17 protein-coding genes are annotated in these 20,126 nt (G+C 62.1%); 12 read left to right on the top strand and 5 right to left on the bottom strand.

Annotated features, from left to right (window positions below):
* Nucleotides 1-4 precede the first annotated feature (4 nt).
* From ku to RG2_RS13750, 3 genes are all read right to left on the bottom strand, one after another.
* Nucleotides 5-823 carry a non-homologous end joining protein Ku gene (gene ku / locus RG2_RS13740; protein ID WP_174557358.1) on the bottom strand — a complete coding sequence of 273 codons (819 nt, stop codon included), beginning with the start codon at nt 821-823 and terminating at the stop codon, nt 5-7.
* A 91-nt stretch (nt 824-914) separates the two neighbouring features.
* The gene (locus RG2_RS13745) at nt 915-1,262 is read right to left on the bottom strand and encodes a DoxX family protein (protein WP_033232093.1); all 348 of its coding nucleotides are present in this window, start codon (nt 1,260-1,262) and stop codon (nt 915-917) included.
* A gap of 66 nt (nt 1,263-1,328) precedes the next feature.
* Nucleotides 1,329-2,468 (bottom strand): lycopene cyclase family protein, encoded by a 1,140-nt coding sequence (locus tag RG2_RS13750; RefSeq protein WP_033232092.1) that lies wholly within the window; start codon nt 2,466-2,468, stop codon nt 1,329-1,331.
* 158 nt (nt 2,469-2,626) lie between these two features.
* Here RG2_RS13750 and RG2_RS13755 point away from each other — a divergent pair, with 158 nt between their 5' ends.
* On the top strand, nt 2,627-4,258 hold the full coding sequence (locus RG2_RS13755; protein WP_033232091.1) for an ABC-F family ATP-binding cassette domain-containing protein: 1,632 nt from the start codon (nt 2,627-2,629) through the stop codon (nt 4,256-4,258).
* 60 nt (nt 4,259-4,318) lie between these two features.
* On the opposite strand, the gene RG2_RS13760 is transcribed toward RG2_RS13755, so the two are convergent.
* A complete protein-coding gene (locus RG2_RS13760) occupies nt 4,319-4,885 on the bottom strand; it encodes a TetR/AcrR family transcriptional regulator (protein WP_033232090.1) in 567 nt (188 codons plus the stop codon).
* A gap of 140 nt (nt 4,886-5,025) precedes the next feature.
* A complete protein-coding gene (gene acnA / locus RG2_RS13765; RefSeq protein ID WP_033232089.1) occupies nt 5,026-7,827 on the bottom strand; it encodes an aconitate hydratase AcnA in 2,802 nt (933 codons plus the stop codon).
* A gap of 444 nt (nt 7,828-8,271) precedes the next feature.
* On the opposite strand from acnA, the gene RG2_RS13770 reads away from it, so the two are divergent.
* From RG2_RS13770 to RG2_RS13820, 11 genes are all read left to right on the top strand, one after another.
* A complete protein-coding gene (locus tag RG2_RS13770; protein WP_051730338.1) occupies nt 8,272-8,871 on the top strand; it encodes an Rv1476 family membrane protein in 600 nt (199 codons plus the stop codon).
* A gap of 406 nt (nt 8,872-9,277) precedes the next feature.
* Nucleotides 9,278-10,843 carry an NlpC/P60 family protein gene (locus RG2_RS13775; protein ID WP_033232088.1) on the top strand — a complete coding sequence of 522 codons (1,566 nt, stop codon included), beginning with the start codon at nt 9,278-9,280 and terminating at the stop codon, nt 10,841-10,843.
* A gap of 173 nt (nt 10,844-11,016) precedes the next feature.
* The gene (locus RG2_RS13780) at nt 11,017-12,189 is read left to right on the top strand and encodes an AAA family ATPase (protein ID WP_080711641.1); all 1,173 of its coding nucleotides are present in this window, start codon (nt 11,017-11,019) and stop codon (nt 12,187-12,189) included.
* Nucleotides 12,186-13,160 (top strand): DUF58 domain-containing protein, encoded by a 975-nt coding sequence (locus RG2_RS13785; protein WP_033232086.1) that lies wholly within the window; start codon nt 12,186-12,188, stop codon nt 13,158-13,160. Before RG2_RS13780 ends, RG2_RS13785 begins: the two co-directional genes overlap by 4 nt.
* Complete coding sequence (locus tag RG2_RS13790; RefSeq protein WP_033232085.1) at nt 13,157-14,137, top strand: VWA domain-containing protein; 981 nt, start codon at nt 13,157-13,159, stop codon at nt 14,135-14,137. Before RG2_RS13785 ends, RG2_RS13790 begins: the two co-directional genes overlap by 4 nt.
* A 67-nt stretch (nt 14,138-14,204) precedes the next feature.
* A complete protein-coding gene (gene fabG1 / locus RG2_RS13795) occupies nt 14,205-14,954 on the top strand; it encodes a 3-oxoacyl-ACP reductase FabG1 (protein WP_033232084.1) in 750 nt (249 codons plus the stop codon).
* Nucleotides 14,955-15,010: 56 nt separating this feature from the next.
* Nucleotides 15,011-15,808, top strand: a complete 798-nt coding sequence (gene inhA, locus RG2_RS13800) for an NADH-dependent enoyl-ACP reductase InhA (protein ID WP_033232083.1) — start codon at nt 15,011-15,013, stop codon at nt 15,806-15,808.
* A gap of 87 nt (nt 15,809-15,895) precedes the next feature.
* Nucleotides 15,896-16,654 (top strand): hypothetical protein, encoded by a 759-nt coding sequence (locus RG2_RS13805; protein ID WP_072782530.1) that lies wholly within the window; start codon nt 15,896-15,898, stop codon nt 16,652-16,654.
* Nucleotides 16,655-16,814: 160 nt separating this feature from the next.
* The gene (locus RG2_RS13810; protein WP_033232081.1) at nt 16,815-18,383 is read left to right on the top strand and encodes an LVIVD repeat-containing protein; all 1,569 of its coding nucleotides are present in this window, start codon (nt 16,815-16,817) and stop codon (nt 18,381-18,383) included.
* Nucleotides 18,380-19,045 carry a DUF305 domain-containing protein gene (locus RG2_RS13815; RefSeq protein ID WP_033232080.1) on the top strand — a complete coding sequence of 222 codons (666 nt, stop codon included), beginning with the start codon at nt 18,380-18,382 and terminating at the stop codon, nt 19,043-19,045. Before RG2_RS13810 ends, RG2_RS13815 begins: the two co-directional genes overlap by 4 nt.
* Before the next feature lie 106 nt (nt 19,046-19,151).
* Nucleotides 19,152-20,027, top strand: a complete 876-nt coding sequence (locus RG2_RS13820; RefSeq protein WP_033232079.1) for an LLM class F420-dependent oxidoreductase — start codon at nt 19,152-19,154, stop codon at nt 20,025-20,027.
* The last annotated feature ends 99 nt before the right edge of the window (nt 20,028-20,126 follow it).

Raw genomic sequence — 20,126 nt, forward strand, 5'->3', positions numbered from 1 at the left:
TTGCTCAGGCGCGCTTGCGGGTCTTGGACTTCGACGCGTTGGATTTTGCCTCGTCGACGCTTCGTTGCAGTGCTGCCACCAGATCGACGACGTCGGCGTCCTCGCCGCCTTGTTCGACCTCGGCTGCGGGGATGACCTTCTTGCCGCCGCTCTCGATCATGTTCTCGAGCAGTTCGCGAAGCTGAAGCTGATAGTCGTCGGTGAATTCGGTCGGGTCGAAATCGCCCGCCATGCTGTCTACCAGTGTCTGCGCCATCTTGAGTTCCTTCGGCTTCGGCTTCTCTGCGCCGTCGAGCGAGGGGAACTCGGCAGCGCGAACCTCGTCCGGCCACAGGAGGGTCTGAATTACCAGGACGCCGTCCCTGGCGCGCAACGCCGCCAGACGCGTTTTCTGCCGGAGTGTGAAGTGGACAAGCGCAGTGCGATCGCTCTCCGTGAGCACCGTCGAGAGAAGGACGTATGCCTTCGGTGACGCGGAGTCCGGTTCGAGGAAATAACTCTTCTCGAAAAGGATGGGGTCGATCTGCTCGTTCGCGACAAACTCGAGCACCGGAATTTCATGCTTTTCCGCAGCCGGCAGCTTCGTGAAATCCTCGTCGGTCAGGACAACACGCGTCCCGTCTTCGGCGTCGTATGCCTTGTCGATATCGGCAAATTGCACCGTGTTTCCGCACTCCGAGCACACGCGGTTGTACTTGATCCGGCCGCCGTCCTTGGCGTGGACCTGGTGGAACTTGATGTCGTGATCTTCTGTTGCGGAGTACACCTTGACCGGAACATTGACCAGACCGAACGCTATCGAGCCTTTCCAAATCGATCGCATGGTTCCCATGATGGTCGCTGCAACGCAATTGCGCGAGAGAAAACAATGGGTGCGATGTCGAATTGTTGTTCGCGATCACCGCGTCGGCGGGTCAGGACGACGCGATACGCAGCACCAAGGCGGCAACGGCGAGGAGCCCGAGCATCGCGGGAGGCACGATGTTCTGGTCGCCCGATCGCAGGTGAGCGGCGACGGCGCCGATGAAATACAGGATCAGTCCGATGGCGGCGGCGATGCCGATCACGGGGACAACAAGCCCGACCAATAGGCCGACGATGCCGACGAGCTTGATGACGCCGAGTCCGGGAATCCATTCTTCGGGAACGCCCAATCCGGTCAGGGTGTCGACGAGTTTTTCTTCGCGCGTGATGTCGAGATAGGCAGATCCGGCGAGAGTGGCAGTCAGAATCACGGCAACAACGGCATAAAGAATGAACAAGGAAACTCCAGTGATCGGTGAGGCGATATGTAGTGACGCTATCAACGACCGTTACTTGGACCGCCGTTATTTCGACCTCAACGCTGAAAGCGGCGCGCCCATCAATGTTCGTCTCACCCGCCACGGTGAGGCGGCGAATAGTGACGTCATGACCTTCGCCGTAGCGGCTGCATCGCGGCGATCCGACAGATAGGCCTGTTGCTGTTCGACAGGCAGCGCAAAAAACGTCGCAAAGAACGTTTCGACGTCAGCGGCTTCGAGCGTGAGAAGTGCGCTCAGGCCTACTCGCCGCAGTGCTGCGACAGCTCGAGCCGCTCGCGGCCACAGTGCGTTCTGAGGGTCGTCGCCGCGGGCAATCGCCGAAGCAACAGCGTCTGCTTCGTTCAGGGCCGTGGCGACGCTGTACCCGGTGCCGGGATGCATCAGTCCGCCGCGTGCGCCGAATCGGAAGGGATCACCGCGCCGACGCGGTGGCGATTCCACAGCGAACCGGACACGTTCGACGGGGGCGTCTTCCGCAACGGTGACGCCGCGATTGCCGAGCCGAATGTGCAGTCGCCGTTTCAGCTCGCCGAGCGGTAGGGGCGGTCGACCTACAAGACACGTCTCCTCGAGGAGCGTCCGGTTGGCGTCGAGGGGGACGGCGTAGAGGAACGACGGCTCTGCGGTTTCCGCGGTGCCGTTGTCGCGTCGCCAATCCATGAACCAGGCTGCGTTGCCGTCGAGTGCCGGCTCCGCGGCGGCGCGATCGACCACGATTCCGAAGGCGGTTTGCTGAGCCATTCTGGGAGTTGGTGGTGTTCCACGGGCATCGACCACGACCTGTGCGCCGATACGGGTCCCGTCAGCGCAGATGAGGGAGTGGGTAGTCACATGAGTGACTCTCTCTGCTATGACCTGCGTAGATCCGGTCGACAGTATTGATTGCAGTATCGATGTATTCAATACGCAGTAAGTGCGATCGAGCGTTGTGGGTCGCTGCGCCCACGCCGACGGGCGACCGATACGACTGGAAATGGCCGCGTCCGGCAACCACGCCGGAAGCTCGTCGAGCCAGGCCGCATACGTTGCCGTCCACGCTCGCGTGGGGTGCGGATCGATCAGAATGACCGACAGATTGTGGGCGACGCATCTCGTCGCCAGCGCCCGCCCGGCCGGCCCGCCGCCCACGATGACGACGTCTGCGGCGGTTGTTCGGGTTGTCATCCCCCGAGGATTCCATCTACATCGCAGATCTCCCACTGTTAGCGGATTCACACGCCGCTGGTCGGAGATGGCCCCAGCTCACGGTAAAATTGGAAGTTCTTGTGTCTGCCGTCAGGACACGTTTGCCCGTAGTTGTCTTTAGTTCTGAGGAGTTCTGCTTGATTACCGCCACTGACCTCGAAGTTCGTGCCGGTGTCCGCACCCTTCTCACGGCGCCCGGTCCGTCCTTGCGAATTCAGCCCGGTGATCGCATCGGATTGGTCGGTCGTAACGGTGCAGGCAAGACCACCACACTGCGTCTCCTCGCCGGTGAGGGAGAGCCGTACGCGGGCAAGGTCGTCCGGACCGGCGACCTCGGCTACCTGCCGCAGGACCCCAAAGAGGGCGACCTGAGCGTGCTCGCCAAGGATCGTGTCCTCTCGGCCCGTGGCCTCGACACGATGCTCCGTGACATGGAGAAGCAGCAGATTCTCATGGGCGAGGTTCTCGACCAGGAATCACAGGACAAGGCAGTCAAGAAGTACGGTCAGCTCGAAGACCGCTTTTCCTCCCTGGGCGGCTACGAAGCCGAGAGTGAAGCTGCACGCATCACCAGCAGCCTCGGCCTCGAAGATCGCATCCTCGGCCAGCCACTGAGCACGCTGTCCGGTGGTCAGCGTCGACGCGTCGAGTTGGCTCGAATTCTCTTTGCCGCGTCCGATGGCAGCGGCGCGCGCTCGGACACGACTCTGCTCCTCGACGAGCCCACCAACCACCTCGACGCGGACTCCATCACGTGGCTGCGCGGATTCCTCCAGAATCACGAGGGTGGCCTTGTGGTCATCAGTCACGATGTTGATCTGCTCAACGACGTCGTCAACCGTGTCTGGTTCCTCGACGCCGTGCGCAGTGAAGCCGACATCTACAACATGAACTGGAAGAAGTACCTCGACGCCCGTGCAACCGACGAGCAGCGTCGACGCCGCGAGCGCGCCAACGCCGAGAAGAAGGCCGGCGCTCTGCGCATCCAGGCAGCCAAGATGGGCGCCAAGGCAACCAAGGCTGTTGCCGCCCAGAACATGGCAAAGCGCGCAGACAAGTTGATGGCCAACCTCGATGCCGAGCGCGTGTCCGACAAGGTCGCGAAGATCCGTTTCCCCGAGCCTGCAGCGTGCGGCAAGACTCCGCTCATGGGCAAGAACCTCACCAAGGTGTACGGCTCACTCGAAATCTTCACCGGCGTCGACCTGGCGATCGACCGCGGATCCCGCGTTGTCATCCTCGGACTCAACGGTGCAGGCAAGACGACCCTGCTGCGCATCCTCGCGAACGCCGAGAAAGCCGATGCCGGTGAGCTGATCGCGGGTCACGGACTCAAGATCGGTTACTTCGCGCAGGAGCACGACACCCTCGACGACAACGATTCGGTGTGGGAGAACATCCGTCACGCCGCTCCGGACACGGGGGAGCAGGAACTGCGTTCGCTCCTGGGTGCATTCATGTTCACGGGCCCGCAGCTCGAACAGCCGGCAGGCACGCTCTCCGGCGGTGAGAAGACCCGTCTGGCACTGGCCGGCCTCGTGTCGTCCGCTGCAAACGTCCTGCTGCTCGACGAGCCCACCAACAACCTCGACCCGATCTCCCGCGAGCAGGTCCTGGACGCGCTTCGCAGCTACACCGGCGCCGTTGTCCTGGTGACTCACGATCCGGGTGCGGCTGAGGCTCTCAACCCCGAGCGCGTCATCCTTCTGCCCGACGGCAACGAGGATCACTGGTCGCAGGAATACCTCGAGCTGATTCAGCTGGCGTAACCGCCTGTGCGCCTTTCTGGTAGCTCCCACTACCGAAAAGGCGCACAGGGGCGAAGCCCCTCAGTCCTGTCGACGCACCGATTCCTCGACCAGATCGAGGACCGCCGACAGATTGTTGCCGGCGTGGCCCGACGCGATTCGGGCCACCAGACCGTCCATCACCAGATCGAGATAGCCGATCAGTACGTCGGTGGGTACGTCGTCACGCAACCGCCCGGCAGATTTCTGGAAGGCCAGACGAGCGCTGGTCGCCTCGGTGAGTTCCGCCGACCGCTGTGACCATTTGGCACGGAAATCCGCATCGGTCCGCAGTCGCCGGGCAATTTCCAAGCGTGTGCCAAGCCAATCGAATTGGTCGGGCTGAGCGAGCATGTCGCGCATCACCTGCACAAGGCCCTCTTCGGCGACGACGTCGGCCATGCGGCTCGCGTCCTCGCTCGCCAACGCGAGGAAAAGTCCGTCCTTGTCCTTGAAGTGATGAAAGATCGCGCCTCGGGACAACCCGGTGACATCTTCCAGTCTTCTGACTGTGGCGCCGTCGTAGCCGTATTCCGCAAAGCAGCGGCGGGCACCGTCAAGGATCTGACTGCGCCGTGCCGCGAGATGGTCTTCACTGACCTTGGGCACGTTCTTGTCCTCGTCTCGCGCATCTCCACGATGCCGACTCTTTGTATGGAGTTGGCACCACCCGTGAACCGATACCAAACGCACACGGCGGACTCAGCAAGGTCGCTGAGTCCGCCGTGCGGAAAAGGCAGGCTGGCGAACTAGCCTCGGATCATGTTGCGGAGCACGTACTGCAAGATGCCACCGTTGCGGTAGTAATCCGCTTCACCGGGGGTATCGATGCGTACGACTGCGTCGAACACGACCTTCTCGCCGTTCTCGCGCGTTGCCGTGACCTTCATGGTCTTCGGGGTGACGCCCTCGTTGAGCTTCTCGACGCCTTCGATGTCGAAGGTCTCGGTGCCGTCGAGCTTGAGCGACCCTGCGGACTCGCCGACCGGGAACTGCAGCGGGACAACGCCCATGCCGATGAGGTTGGAGCGGTGGATGCGCTCGAACGACTCGGTGATGACGGCCTTGACGCCGAGCAGGCTCGTGCCCTTGGCAGCCCAGTCACGCGAGGATCCGGAGCCGTACTCCTTGCCGCCCAGGACGACCAGCGGGATGCCGGCTGCCTGGTAGTTCTGCGACGCGTCGTAGATGAATGCCTGCGGTGCGCCTTCCTGCGTGAAGTCGCGCGTGTATCCACCCGAGACGTCATCAAGAAGCTGGTTACGCAGACGGATGTTCGCGAACGTTCCGCGAATCATGACCTCGTGGTTACCGCGACGCGATCCGAGCGAGTTGTAATCCGCACGCTCGACGCCATGGGAGTCGAGGTACTGCGCGGCGGGGGTGCCGACCTTGATCGGACCTGCCGGGCTGATGTGGTCGGTGGTGACCGAGTCGCCGAGCAGTGCGAGGACGCGAGCGCCCTTGATGTCCTTGACCGGAGCCGGATCCATCGTCATACCGTCGAAGTAGGGTGGCTTCCGCACGTAGGTGGAGTTCGCGTCCCACTCGAAGGTGTCGCCCTTCGGTGTTTCGAGGTTCTGCCAGCGGCTGTCGCCCGCAAAGATGGTTGCGTACGACTTGCGGAACATGTCCTGGTCGATCGAGGACTTGATCGTCTCTTCGATTTCCTGCGTGGACGGCCAGATGTCCTTGAGGTAGACGGGGTTTCCGTCGGTGTCGTTACCGAGCGAATCGGTCTCGAAGTCGAAGTCCATGGTTCCGGCGAGGCCGTAGGCAATCACGAGCGGCGGGGAAGCCAAGTAGTTCATCTTGACGTCGGGGGAGATGCGACCCTCGAAGTTACGGTTACCCGAGAGCACCGCGGTGACCGAGAGATCGTTGTCGTTGATGGCCTTCGAGACTGCCTCGGGCAGCGGGCCGGTGTTACCGATGCACGTGGTGCAGCCGTAACCGCCGAGGTAGTAGCCGAGCTTCTCGAGGTACGGCCACAGGCCGGCCTTCTCGTAGTAGTCGGTGACGACCTGCGAACCGGGAGCCATGTTGGTCTTGACCCAGGGCTTGGTGGCAAGGCCCTTTTCGACGGCGTTGCGTGCGAGCAGTGCAGCGCCGAGCATGACCGACGGGTTGGACGTGTTGGTGCAGGACGTGATGCCGGCAACAACCACGGCGCCGTGGTCCAGAACGAATTCACCGGCGTCGGACTTGACGACGACCGGCTTGCTCGGACGGCCATGCGCACCGTTCGCAGCCGAGAGAACGTCGACCGCTCCGTCGTCAGCGAAGGAGAGCACTGCGGGATCGGAAGCGGGGAAGGACTCTTCGACGGCCTCGTCGAGCTGCGTGTGCTCGGTCGGCTGGTTGTCTTCGACGTAGTTGTGGATGTCCTTGCGGAACGCAGGCTTGGAGTCCGACAACAGAATTCGGTCCTGCGGGCGCTTCGGGCCGGCGATCGAGGGAACAACGGTTCCCAGATCGAGCTCGATGTACTCGGAGAAGACGGGCTCCTGGTCCGGGTTGTGCCACAGGCCCTGTTCCTTGGCGTACGACTCGACGAGAGCGAGCTGCTCGTCGCTGCGGCCGGTGAGGCGCAGGTAGTCGATCGTTTCACTGTCGATCGGGAAGATCGCTGCGGTGGAACCGAATTCGGGGCTCATGTTGCCAAGGGTTGCGCGGTTCGCGAGCGGAACCTCGGCGACACCCTTGCCGTAGAACTCGACGAACTTGCCGACGACGCCGTGCTTACGGAGCATCTCGGTGGCGGTGAGCACGACGTCGGTTGCGGTGACGCCTGGCTTGATCTCACCCGAGAGCTTGAAGCCGACAACGCGGGGGATGAGCATGGAGACGGGCTGACCGAGCATTGCTGCCTCGGCCTCGATGCCGCCGACGCCCCAGCCGAGCACGCCGAGGCCGTTGACCATCGTGGTGTGCGAGTCGGTGCCGACACAGGTGTCGGGGTATGCCTGTCCGTTACGGGACATGACGGTGGGTGCCAGGTACTCGATGTTGACCTGGTGAACGATTCCCATTCCCGGGGGGACGACCTTGAAGTCGTCGAATGCGCCCTGACCCCAACGGAGGAACTGGTAACGCTCGCCGTTGCGCTCGTATTCGAGGTCGACGTTGCGCTCGAGAGCGTCGGCCTGGCCGAAGACGTCGAGGATGACCGAGTGGTCGATGACCATGTCGGCGGGGGAGAGCGGGTTGACCTTGTTCGGGTCGCCACCGAGGGTGGTGACAGCCTCACGCATGGTGGCGAGGTCGACGATGCAAGGAACGCCGGTGAAGTCCTGCATGATCACGCGGGCAGGCGTGAACTGGATTTCGATGCTCGGCTCAGCTGAGGGATCCCAGCTTGCGATGGCGCGGATGTGATCCGCGGTGATGTTGGCACCGTCTTCGGTGCGGAGAAGGTTCTCGGCGAGAACCTTCAAGGAATAAGGCAATTTCTCGGTGCCGGGGACGGCCGAGAGGCGGAAGATCTCGTAAGAGTTCTCACCGACCTCGAGGGTTCCCTTTGCTCCGAACGAATCAATACTGGTGCTCACGTCTGCTCCACTCGTCTATGAGGGTCGCCACCGACGGGGCTGTGTCGGCAGCTGAAGCGAGGTACTTACAACTCGGCGTATCCGGTGCCAGCTCACGCCAATCGCACAGTTCACGTGAGAACTGTCCGAACATCGGAGCTGAAGTGGACTCGGTCGAGGCGAGGTACCTCTCGGTCTGAAGTCTAACAGTACGCTTGTCCTGTGAGACTTCGGGGCAACTTGACCGAAACAATCTTCACGCAGTCTCAGGACCTGCGCAACGCAGGGTGGACTGGGTGAGCTGACCCACAACGGATTGTGCGGAGTGTCGAAGACTCGCGGGCTTCGCACTCAACCTCAAGTAGGGTGCATTCAGGCCCGTCGCGGTCAGACCGCCCGATAACGACCTCGGATTCATTCGCACACTCGCGTGTGAACGAGCACCGAACTGCACCCGGATGAGAGATGTCTGCTCCTACACATTTGGTCTTCACGCCCTTGCATGCGAGCGGTCCGCTGCACGCCGCACTACCTCTGCACGCCGCAGTCCCATCGGACGTCGATGTCGACGACGTGGTTGCCGACGTTGCGCAGAATGGGGTTTCCGCACCGGCTGCCGATGTCCCTGCACTGGTGAATGTCGTCGCCGACGCACGTGAGCGCGGGATCGATTTGAGCGTGATCGTTCTCGACGCCAATCCTTCCCGCGACACCGACCTCCGGGATCTGGCGACGACGGTCGGCGAATCCGAGGGCGGCACGGTCTTGGTGATGAGTCCGGACTGGATGGGCAGTTCCAGCGATTCGATCAGTCGAGTACAGCTCGAGACCGCGCAGGATCGCTCGTTCGGGGACAGTTCTGCTGCGATCGCCGATCGCTTTTCCCATGAGATTGTCCAACCGGGTCCGCCGTGGGCCTTGTACACGGTCCTTTTGGTGGCGATTGTGGCGATCGCGGCGGCAATTACTTTTGCCGTCAAATGGCGTCGGAGCCCCGAACCCGCGGTCGCCGAGCAGGTGACCGAACCTTCGGAACTGGCCGTCGGACACGCCGGATCTGCTTAGTCCCGCGCGCACGTTCCTGAATATCGACTAGCAGGTATTCACCAGCATTTGTGGTGAGTACCTGCTTTTTCGTCTGGATACAACAATCCACCTGGCGAAATACCCGATGTGTTATTTGGGGCTAAAGTTTCCAAAGTTCTCTCAAGTGTCGTACGGTACAACTGGCACTTTTTGGGGAAGAAGTGTCGCAGAAAGATGGCTGTTGTTCGACGGACTGCGCGCGACGCCACCCGAAACCGGGCGGCGCCGAGCGTTGCCCCCGAACGGCGGGTTAGCGACAAGCGGTAGCTACTTCGCTGCATCTTGTTGGTGGCGCCACGCGGCGTCATAGCTTCCTGCGCATTCCCTCCCCGCACGGATCGGCGACCCAGCGGGCCCGTGGCGTACACGCGAGGGAGAGTTATTTGTGAGCCAAGTAACACGAGGCGGATTCGGCCGTCGTAAACCTTCCCGAGCGTCGTCCCGCCTGGCACAGCTGGTAATCGGTGCGGGCATCGTCACTGCCCTAGTTGTCGGAAACCCGGGTGTCGGAGCGTCGGTCCCGCCGCCTCCGCCCAATCCCAGTGACTCCGAAATCGCGTCCGCAGATTCGCAGGTTTCATCGAGCGTCAGCACGGTCAGCGCCCTCATCAACCAGGTTGCCGCGGCAAATGAGCAGTTGTCCGCACTCGACAACGAAGTTGCCGTCAAACGCGAAGACGTCAACAAGACACTCGTCGACCTGCAGAACGCTCGAGGCGCCGCCGATGCCGCAGCCCAAGCCGTCGGCATCACCAAACAAGCACTTCGGGACGCCGGCGCACAGATCGACGTAGCGCAGAGCGATTTCGACAAGTACGCCCGATCGAGTTACGTCCAAGGCACCAATACCGCGTCCATCTCGTCGTTCCTCGACGCCAAGGGCCCGGGCGACGTCCTCGATCGAGCGCAGGTTCTCAAACTTCTCTCGAACACCCAACGCGCCGTGCTCGACGGTTTGCAGCGCGCTCGGACCGAACAGGCGAACAAGGACTCGGCGACCAGGCAAGCCAAGCTCGACGCCGACGCGGCCGCCGAAATTGCCGCCAATCTTCAGGCACTTGCCGAGCAGGCCATCGCGATCGCCCGCAACGCACTCGACCAGCAGGTAGCCAAGAAGGCGTCCATCGAAGCGGAGCGCAATTCCGCGCAAGCCCAACTCGATGCGGCGCGTAACGCTGTTGCAGGTTTGCAGGGGCAGCGCCAGGCATACGCGACGTGGGACGAACAGCGAAAGGCCGAAGAAGCTCATCAGGCCGCACTCGAAGCGGCCGCCAAGCAAGCGGCTGAGGAAGCCGCCGCCAGGGCTGCCGCCGATCAGGCCGCCAAGGACCGTGCCGCTGCGTTGGCTGCTGCTCAGCGCCCTCACACTGCCGTCGAAGATCCGACGCCGACAGTCATCCCCGATGACGACGACGAGACGTCGACGGACACGAGCACCGATTCGGATTCCGACACTCCGGTGGTAACACCGAAGCCCACAACTCCGAAACCGGCAACTCCCAAGCCGACAGTGCCTTCGGTGTCCGGAAGCGCCGCAATCGAATCCGTTATCGACCGCGGTATGTCGCAGATCGGCATCCAGTACGCCTGGGGCGGCGGCGACGAGAACGGGCCGACCCGCGGTATTCGCGACGGCGGAGTCGCGGACAGCTACGGCGACTTCAACAAGATCGGGTTCGACTGCTCAGGTCTGATGATCTACGCGTTTGCCGGAATCGGTATCTCGTTGCCGCATTACACCGGCTACCAGTACACCGCGGGCAAGCAGGTTCCGTCGTCCGAGATGAAACGCGGCGACATGATCTTCTACGGTCCGAACGCGAGTCAGCATGTGGCGCTGTACCTCGGTGACGGGCAGATGCTCGAAGCACCGCAGTCCGGATCCAGTGTGAAAGTTTCCCCCGTTCGCTGGGGTGGAATGACACCATACGCCGTGCGACTGGTGTCCTGAACTCGCGAGAAGGCTGAACCCGTTCATGCTTCGATGCCCGGTTCGTTGCATGTGTTGACGTGGTGTTGCGGCATCACGAGCAACTACCTGGAATAGTTGGCGGGGAACACGTTACTGTCGGAACTTTTCTAGGTGAAAGCGATGGATTCTTGGTGACCTCACGTGAAGATTCGATCGGATCGGTCGACGTAGACAAGGCGAGTGGAAATTCCGACGGGGTAGCTCCGTCGCTCGCCACCGACGTCCAGACACTGGAACGAGCGATCTACGAGGTCAAACGAGTCATCGTCGGCCAGGATCGACTGGTCGAGCGGATACTCGTCGGGCTACTGGCCAAGGGACACGTCCTGCTCGAGGGTGTTCCCGGTGTCGCGAAGACGCTGGCCGTCGAAACCTTTGCGAAGGTGGTCGGCGGATCGTTCTCCCGTGTGCAGTTCACCCCCGACCTCGTACCCACCGACTTGATCGGTACGCGTATCTACCGACAGGGACGCGAAGAGTTCGACACCGAACTGGGACCAGTGGTCGCAAACTTCGTCCTGGCCGACGAGATCAACCGTGCACCGGCAAAGGTGCAGTCTGCGTTGCTCGAAGTCATGGCCGAGCGTCACGTCTCCATCGGTGGCAAGCGCTACCACATGCCGGACCCGTTCCTGGTCATGGCGACGCAGAACCCGATCGAGAACGAGGGCGTGTATCCCCTCCCAGAAGCGCAGCGTGACCGCTTCCTGTTCAAGATCCTGGTCGATTACCCGACCGTCGAAGAAGAACGCGAAATCGTGTACCGGATGGGCGTCGCCGCGCCGGAACCCCACCAGATTCTCGGTCCCGAAGAGTTGGTTCGGCTCCAGCGCGTCGCGAGCACCGTCTTTGTTCACCATGCGCTGGTCGATTACGTGGTTCGGGTCATCGCGGCCACCCGTACGCCGAGGGAATTCGGCCTCGACGACGTTGCCGGCTGGATCGCCTACGGTGCGTCGCCGCGTGCAACACTCGGCATCATTGCAGCCTCCCGAGCGCTCGCCCTCGTGCGTGGCCGCGATTACGTTGTCCCGCAGGACGTCGTCGAGGTCATCCCGGACGTGTTGCGCCACCGGCTCGTGTTGTCGTACGACGCACTCGCCGACGAGGTCACTCCGGACGCCGTCATCACGCGGGTCCTGCAGACGGTCGGTCTGCCTCAGATCGCCGCGCGCCCGGTGCCCACTGTCGCGGGCCCACAACCGGTACCGGGACAGCCGGTAGGCCAGCCGATGCAGCAACCTCAGCAGGGCGCACCGCAGTTCAATCCCGCGGGAAACGGCGCGCAGTTCATGAGCCCTGATCCGATGAGTCGCCCGCAGTGACGGAAAGTCACCTTCCCGGTCATGCCGGTGCACCGCCGTCGTTCGAGTCCGGTGAACTTCGTGACCCACGACTGACCGCTGCGTTGCGAACACTGGAGTTGACGGTCCGCCGCCGGCTCGACGGGGTGTTGCACGGTGATCATCTCGGACTCATCCCCGGTCCCGGTTCCGAACCCGGCGAGGCTCGCGAGTATCAGCCCGGTGACGATGTGCGACAGATGGATTGGTCTGTCACCGCTCGTACGACGCACCCACATGTGCGGCAGTCGGTAGCCGATCGCGAACTCGAGACGTGGCTGGTGATCGACCTGTCCGCGAGCCTCGATTTCGGTACCGCAGGTTGTGAGAAGCGCGATTTGGTTGTGGCAGCCGCTGCTGCGGTGACGCACCTGACCAGTTCGGGCGGCAATCGCGTCGGCGCAATCATTTCCACCGGCGCGCAGATGACACGGATTCCGGCCAGGGGAGGCCGCGTCCACGCTCAGGCGATGCTTCGTAAGATCGCGACCACCCCCCATGCGCCGGACGGTGTACGCGGAGATCTGGTGGGCGCAATCGAGGCGCTACGACGCCCACAGCGTCGGCGCGGCTTGGCCGTCGTGATCAGTGACTTCCTGGGCCCGACGGATTGGGAACGTCCGTTGCGCGCCATTGCCGGTCGTCATGACGTGCTCGGGATCGAAGTGGTGGATCCGCGCGACCTCGAACTGCCCGATGTCGGTGACGTCGTGCTGCATGACCCGGAATCCGGTCGCACGCGCGAGTTCTCGACCACTCCGCAGTTGCGCGCGGATTTTGCGCGCGCGGCCGCTGAGCATCGCATCGAGGTTCAGCAGGCATTGCGCGGGTGCGGGGCACCGCTCATGTCACTGCACACCGATCGTGACTGGATCGCCGACGTGGTTCGATTCATCTCGGCACGCCGACACAGCTTCGGTGTCGGCGCCGGAACTGGGGGCGTTCGTTCGTGAGTCTTTCTCAATTCACTGCGCCGTGGTGGCTGCTGTTCCTGGTCGTCATCGCCGCATTGGTAGCCGGTTACGTCTATGTGCAGAAGCAGCGTCAGAGACATACGTTGCGGTTCACCAACTTCGATCTCCTCGAGAAGGTGGCGCCGTCACGACCGGGCCGGTGGCGCCACGTTTCCGCCATTTTGATGGTGATCTCGTTGGTGTTCTTCACGGTAGCGTTGGCCGGCCCCACAGCGGACAAGAAGGTTCCGCGGAACCGGGCAACCGTCATCCTGGTGATCGACGTGTCGCTGTCGATGCAGGCCACCGATGTGGAACCGACACGTCTCGCGGCCGCTCAAGAGGCGGCCAAATCGTTTGCCGACGGTTTGACGCCTGGCATCAACCTGGGACTGGTCGCGTTTGCCGGAACTGCTTCGGTGTTGGTGTCTCCCACGACAAATCGCGACGCGACCAAAGTTGCCATCGACAATCTCAAGCTCAGCGAGCGGACCGCGACCGGCGAAGCGATCTTCACGTCACTGCAGTCGATCGACACGTTGTCCGCCGTTCTCGGCGGGAGTGATCAGGCTCCGCCCGCACGGATCGTCTTGCTCTCCGACGGTAAGCAGACGGTCCCCGACAATTCGGATGACCCGCGCGGCGGATTCACCGCAGCACGTCAGGCCAAAGACAAAGGTGTTCCGATCTCGACGATTTCGTTCGGCACGACATACGGTCGGGTCGAAATCGAGGGTGATCGCATTCCGGTTCCTGTTGACGACGCGTCGCTGAAGGAAATCGCAAATCTGTCCGGGGGAAGTTTTTTCACCGCATCCAGCCTCGAAGAGTTGCGTGCGGTGTACGACACGCTGGAAGAGCAGATCGGATTCGAGACCACCCGCGGCGATGCAAGCAAGCCGTGGCTGATTCTCGGAGTTCTGTTTGCCACCGCAGGTTTGACCGTTGCCTTGGTCACTCGCCAAAGGCTGCCATGACCCTGCACCATTTTCGTTTGTCCGACTACTGCCGGAACTCGGCCCTGGAATTGATAGGTTGATCGCCATGTTTACCCCTTCCACCCCAGTGGTGTCAGAACGGACCGTCACCACTCCACGCTCGGTTCTGGTTACCGGCGGTAACCGCGGTATCGGCCTGGCTGTCGCGCAGCGTTTGGCCGCAGACGGACACAAGGTCGCCGTCACACACCGCGGCAGCGGTGCACCCGAAGGCCTTTTCGGTGTTGTCTGCGACGTCACCGACTCCGAGTCGATCGACCGCGCGTTCAAAGTGGTCGAGGCACATCAGGGCCCCGTCGAGGTCATCGTCGCCAACGCCGGTGTCACCGACGACACCCTGATCATGCGCATGTCGGAAGATCAGTTCACCAGTGTTATCGACGCAAACCTGACGGGTACGTTCCGGGTTGCGAAGCGGGCGACGCGATCGATGCTGCGAGCGCGTTTCGGACGCTTCATCTTCCTCGGATCGGTTGTGGGGCTTGCCGGTGGCCCCGGGCAGGTCAACTACGCGGCCTCCAAGGCGGGCATCGTCGGTATCGCCCGGTCCTTGACCCGTGAACTGGGCTCCCGTTCGATCACGGCGAACGTGGTCGCCCCCGGCTTCATCGAGACCGACATGACCGCAGCACTGGGCGACGACGTGAAAGACAAGGCCACCGAACACATTCCGCTTCAGCGCACCGGCAAGCCGGAAGATGTTGCGGCAGTAGTGAGTTTCCTGGCCTCCGACGATTCGGCGTACGTGTCCGGCGCCGTCATTCCGGTTGACGGTGGACTGGGTATGGGGCACTAGTCCCCGCTTCCACACTTTCCTTTCACTTCGTACGTCTCACTTCAGGAGGACAACTCATGGGCGGTTTGCTCGAGGGTAAGACCATTCTCGTTACCGGCATCATCACCGATTCGTCCATCGCATTCCATGTGGCGAAGGTTGCGCAGGAGCAGGGCGCCAAGGTCTTGATCACGGGTTTTGATCGTCTGCGTCTGATCGACCGCATTGCTCAGCGCCTTCCGCAGCCGGTGCCGCCGGCCATCTCCCTCGACGTCCAGAACCCGGAAGATCTGGCCACTTTGGCCGATCGTGTCCGTGAGTTGGCTCCGGAGGGCCTCGACGGCGTTGTCCACTCCATCGGTTTTGCCCCGCGCTCGTGCCTGGGCAGCCCCTTCATGGACGCGCCGTGGAGTGACGTTGCTGTTGCACTCGAGGTGTCCGCCTACTCGTACAGTGCCCTTGCAAAGGCGCTGCTGCCGGTTCTGAACGACAAGGGTTCCATCGTCGGTATGGACTTCGATCCGTCGCGTGCGATGCCGTTCTACAACTGGATGGGTGTCTCCAAGGCGACCCTCGAGGCTGTGAACCGGTACGTCGCCAAAGAGGTCGGCGTCCGTGGCATCCGCTCCAATCTTGTTGCATCCGGCCCGATCAAGACGCTTGCCGCCAAGGCAATTGCCGGCGACAGCACCGGTCCGGGTGCCGAGTTGGACAAGCTCAACACGGGCTGGGACAGTGCGGCGCCCATCGGCTGGGACGTCGAAGATCGTGAAACCGTTGCGAAGACGGTCTGCACCGTTCTCTCGGATTGGCTGCCGGGCACAACTGCGTCGATCATTTACGTCGACGGCGGTTTCCACGCCATGGTGGGTTAGTAGTTTGAATCCGGTTCGCCTTTGCCTGCTCGACGGGCTACGTCCAGGTGAAGGCGAACACGGGGGACATCAACACGGAGGACCTCGATGATGGAACCAGTCGGCGACGTGGCGGTCGGTGACTGGATCAGACCACGGTTGTCGGGTGCGCTGACGGCAGTTGTACCTTCGGGTTTCGACGCGTACGTGCGAGTTCTCCATCCCGTCGACATCGTTGGCGCTCACGTGGTCCGCTGGCGTGATGTTGCCGCCGTAACCGGTCGGCGGGTTCATCCGCTTGTGCAATGGTGGCGTTTGATCGACGCCACTGATTCCGTGAATCCGCGCAGCGAGCTCTGGGACGGCGGTGAGCCGGATATCGGTTCACTCGATCCGCCCGACAATCAGCGTCTTGTCGATCTTCTTGCAGGCCATACGAATTCACCGGACGATGCGTACTTCGCGGTGTGGGAGGGCAATGGCTTCTTTCATGCCGGAGCTAAGGCGATCTACAGTGCCGGAAAGAAACAATCTCGCCCCGCACCCGTTGTTTCGCTCGCCCGGGAACTGATCTCCGGACCGCGGCTGCGGCACCCTGGACGGGACTATGTTGTGCTGTCAGGATCCCTTCGTGCAGCGTCGACTATCCCCGACCTGATCGGTGCAAAGCCCTGGACGCCGTCAGCAAATCTCGTGTGGCCGCAGGACCATTCGTGGTGCATTGCCACAGAGGTCGATTTTGATTCGACTCTCGTGGGGTGCAGTCGGGCCGCCGCGAAAGAGATCCTGGCATGCCCTGACCTCGAATCGTTCCCGATCGACCCGAACGATTCGTTGAAGTACGACGCTGACTTGGTAAATACCTGAGATCTCCGGTATCTGATGGAGAGTCGCGTTCACTCTTGACGAGAGTGGCGTGCATCACGCACACTTCCCCAGGGAACCGGACATTCGGTCAGGACGTCGGTAGGTGGGATGGATACGGTCGTGTATCGCCGACGCCCGATACACAGGGGGTTGGGCAAAGATGAAACCGCTGAGCGCTCGTCGAACGGTCAGGTCCGCGATTGTTGCCGCGGCGGCCGTACTGCTACTTCCAGTGGTCGGCGCCGCAGCGGCGCCGGAATCCAGTCCAGGTACGGTGTACGAATCCCATACCGTCGGCAGCGATGCGGTCGAGCGCGCGAGTTGTAACGAGGATTCTCAGCCGGAAACCGGATTGCAGGGCGATGTACCAGCTGAAGACCGTAACAGCGGACGCAGTCGAACGGGATACAGCTGCAATATCTCTCGGTTGGGCGGGTACGAAGGCCGCGGCGGCGGAATCACCTCAACCAGTTTCGAGAACTGCGCGTATGTCGGCAGCTTCTTCCCCGGAAATCTCCTCGGACCCGCACAAGGCGTGCAGGTTATCGATGCCTCCGACCCGGCAAACCCGAAACTCACTGCAACGCTGACCGAACCTGCCATGCTCGCGGGAACGTGGGAGAGCCTCAAGGTCAACACGCAGCGAAAACTCTTGGTGGGAACGGGAGTTCCCCTGTTGACCGGCGTTGGCATGATGTCGGTATACGACATCTCCGATTGCGCTCATCCGAAACTGCTCAATCCGGGACCGGGAACGAATCTGGGGATGCTCCTTCCCATTACATCGCATGAGGGCGGGTTCTCCCCGGACGGCAACACCTACTGGTCTTCCGGTACCGCTCCCGGCATTGTGAGCGCTGTCGACCTCACCGACCCCTCCACCCCGAAGGTGTTGTGGCAGGACCTGATCGGTCTCTCGACCCACGGAATCGGCGTCAGCGACGACGGGAATCAGCTGTACCTGTCGAACAATATGGGCGGCATCCACGTACTCGACGTCAGTGCGGTGCAGCGACGCGATCCCAATCCTCAGGTTCGCCAGCTCTCTCAGCTTTCGTGGACCGACGGATGGGCGACGCAGCACAGTATTCCGGTGAACTACGACGGCGCACCGTATCTGTTCACCGTCGACGAGGGCGGTTCGGGCGGCGTCAAACTCATCGACGTCTCCGACGCAGCCCGACCGGAGATCGCCAACTCGATCAAGCTCGAAATCAACCTTCCCGAGAATCAGGACTCCTCGCTCGCGTCAGCGTCCGGCGGTTCGGCCTTTGCTTACGAATCGCACTACTGCGCAGCGGACCGCCCGGACAATCCCACGGCTCTCGCGTGTGGGTGGATATCGTCCGGGATCAGGGTTTTTGATGTCCGCGACCCGTTCGACGTCCGGGAAATCGCTTACTACAACCCGCCGGCGAAGACGGGGGACAATCTTGCGCTGACAAACTCACCGCATGCATTGGCGTCGATCTTGGGCGTTCCGATATTGAGCGCGCCCGCGATCGGCCAGTCGATTCTCAGTGGTCAATTCGACCCGAACCAAGCACTCAGCGCGCGAAGCGGGATGCTCACTCAAGGCGACATCTCCACGGACTGGTGCTTCTCGGCGCCGGAGTGGCGCGGCAGCAAGCTGTGGGTGACGTGCGCGGACAACGGGTTCATGGCGTTGCAACTGGATCCCGACGTCTACTCGCCACCGGCTGATCAGCACTCCACCGTCGGTTCATGACGACGACGCGAGTAGTGCGCATCGCAGCGTTCGGTTGCCTTGCGGTGATGCTGGTTGTGCTCGGTGCGGCAGTGCGGCCGCTGATGTTCACGGAGCAGGCTGCGCCTGCAGAGATATTGAGCGACAACGAAATCGGGTTTGTTCACGATATGGTCGTGCACCACCAGCAGGCCCTGTTCATCGCCCAGCGACTGAGCGTGAATGTCGATCCAGCGGTGAGTAGGCTTGCGCAACAGATCGACGATTCGCAGCGGACCGAGGTCGGGATGATGCTCGGTTGGCTGAGACTCGTGAACGTGACCCCGGGTAGTCGCACTCCGATGGAATGGATGCACAGCGCGTCGGGCACTACCGACCTTGCCGCACACCATGGCGTTGTGACATCAGACGCAACTCACGGTCAGTCGTCGATGCCGGGGATGGCAACCATGGCCGAACTCGACTCTCTCACCTCAGCTACGGGGGTTGATGCGGAAGTGTTGTTCCTGCAGTTGATGGAGCGTCATCACCGCGGCGGGATCGTCATGGCCCAGGCGGCCGACGAACTTCTGGCCGACGGTCCGGTTAAACAATCTGCCCGCGACATGATCAGCACCCAGGGTCAGGAATCCGGACTGATGGCTCTCATGCTCGCACAGCGAAGTGCCCAACCGCTCGCGTAGACGAGCCCTGGATCCACAATGAACAGCGTTCATTCTTCTGGTACGTTCAGCTCCGAGAGCGGCCGTCACCCTTATGTGCCGGTGCACAGTCGAAGGGGTTGCATCGATGCGAATCGGCATCAGTACACCGGTCGTGAGCGTCATCCCAGGCCGGACGGCGGATTGGGAACTGGACGCGGGGATCGAGGAAATCGCAGAGGTTGCGCAGCATGCCGATCGGCGTGGCTTCCATTTCGTCACCTGTAGCGAACACATCGGTATGCCCTCCGACGTATGGTCGCCTCAGCTGCCCAATGGGCGTGGAACGCGCTATTGGGATCCTCTGGCAACCCTGTCGTATCTGGCGGGAAAGACCGAGCGCCTACGCCTAGTGACGAACATCCTTGTCCTCGGCTATCACCATCCCCTCGAGATCGCCAAGCGATACGGGACTCTGGACCGGATGAGCGGCGGGCGCGTGGTTCTGGGCTTGGGCGTAGGGACCGTCGAGGCAGAGTTCAAGGCACTGGGCGTGCCGTTCGAAGGACGAGGCCCGCGTGCGGATGACGCGATGCGCGCACTACGCGCATCGCTGTCACAGCTCGAACCGGAGTATCACGGAGAGTTCTATGATTTCGATGGATTGATCATCGATCCCCATGCGATCCAACCTCGCGTGCCGCTCTGGGTCGGTGGGCATAGCAAACGCGCGTTGCGGCGGGCTGTGACGCTCGGCGACGGGTGGATGCCCGGCGCACCGGACATGGAGACCCTCCGAACAATGTTGGCAGGATTTCCGGAGCGTCCCGCGGGCTTCGAGGTTATCTGCGGTGCGGACTCTCTGGACCCGGCGGCGCACCCTGATCAGGTAGAAGAGACGCTTGCCGAGATGGACGAAGCAGGCGTCACAATGGTCCCGTTCCGCCCAGTTCATCGATCACTGGCGCACTATCTCGAACAACTCGATGCGATGGCTGCATTGGAGAACTTCACGCCGCTGTGATCCGTCGGAGTTCCCGAAGAGAAAGCCCGCGGCGCTTCACCCGGTCGGGATGAGGCGGGAGAGTGCACCCGTGGTCAACGATGGGATCACGAATCACCT

Source organism: Rhodococcus globerulus NBRC 14531, assembly GCF_001894805.1.
In the GTDB taxonomy this organism is placed as follows: domain Bacteria; phylum Actinomycetota; class Actinomycetes; order Mycobacteriales; family Mycobacteriaceae; genus Rhodococcus_F; species Rhodococcus_F globerula.

Bases quoted from the DNA above. Each gene is read 5' to 3' on its own strand.
- ku (WP_174557358.1), bottom strand. From the start codon at position 823: ATGCGATCGATTTGGAAAGGCTCGATAGCGTTCGGTCTGGTCAATGTT.
- RG2_RS13750 (WP_033232092.1), bottom strand. From the start codon at position 2,468: ATGACAACCCGAACAACCGCCGCAGACGTCGTCATCGTGGGCGGCGGG.
- RG2_RS13770 (WP_051730338.1), top strand. From the start codon at position 8,272: ATGTCTGCTCCTACACATTTGGTCTTCACGCCCTTGCATGCGAGCGGT.
- fabG1 (WP_033232084.1), top strand. From the start codon at position 14,205: ATGTTTACCCCTTCCACCCCAGTGGTGTCAGAACGGACCGTCACCACT.
- inhA (WP_033232083.1), top strand. From the start codon at position 15,011: ATGGGCGGTTTGCTCGAGGGTAAGACCATTCTCGTTACCGGCATCATC.
- RG2_RS13805 (WP_072782530.1), top strand. From the start codon at position 15,896: ATGATGGAACCAGTCGGCGACGTGGCGGTCGGTGACTGGATCAGACCA.
- RG2_RS13810 (WP_033232081.1), top strand. From the start codon at position 16,815: ATGAAACCGCTGAGCGCTCGTCGAACGGTCAGGTCCGCGATTGTTGCC.
- RG2_RS13815 (WP_033232080.1), top strand. From the start codon at position 18,380: ATGACGACGACGCGAGTAGTGCGCATCGCAGCGTTCGGTTGCCTTGCG.
- RG2_RS13820 (WP_033232079.1), top strand. From the start codon at position 19,152: ATGCGAATCGGCATCAGTACACCGGTCGTGAGCGTCATCCCAGGCCGG.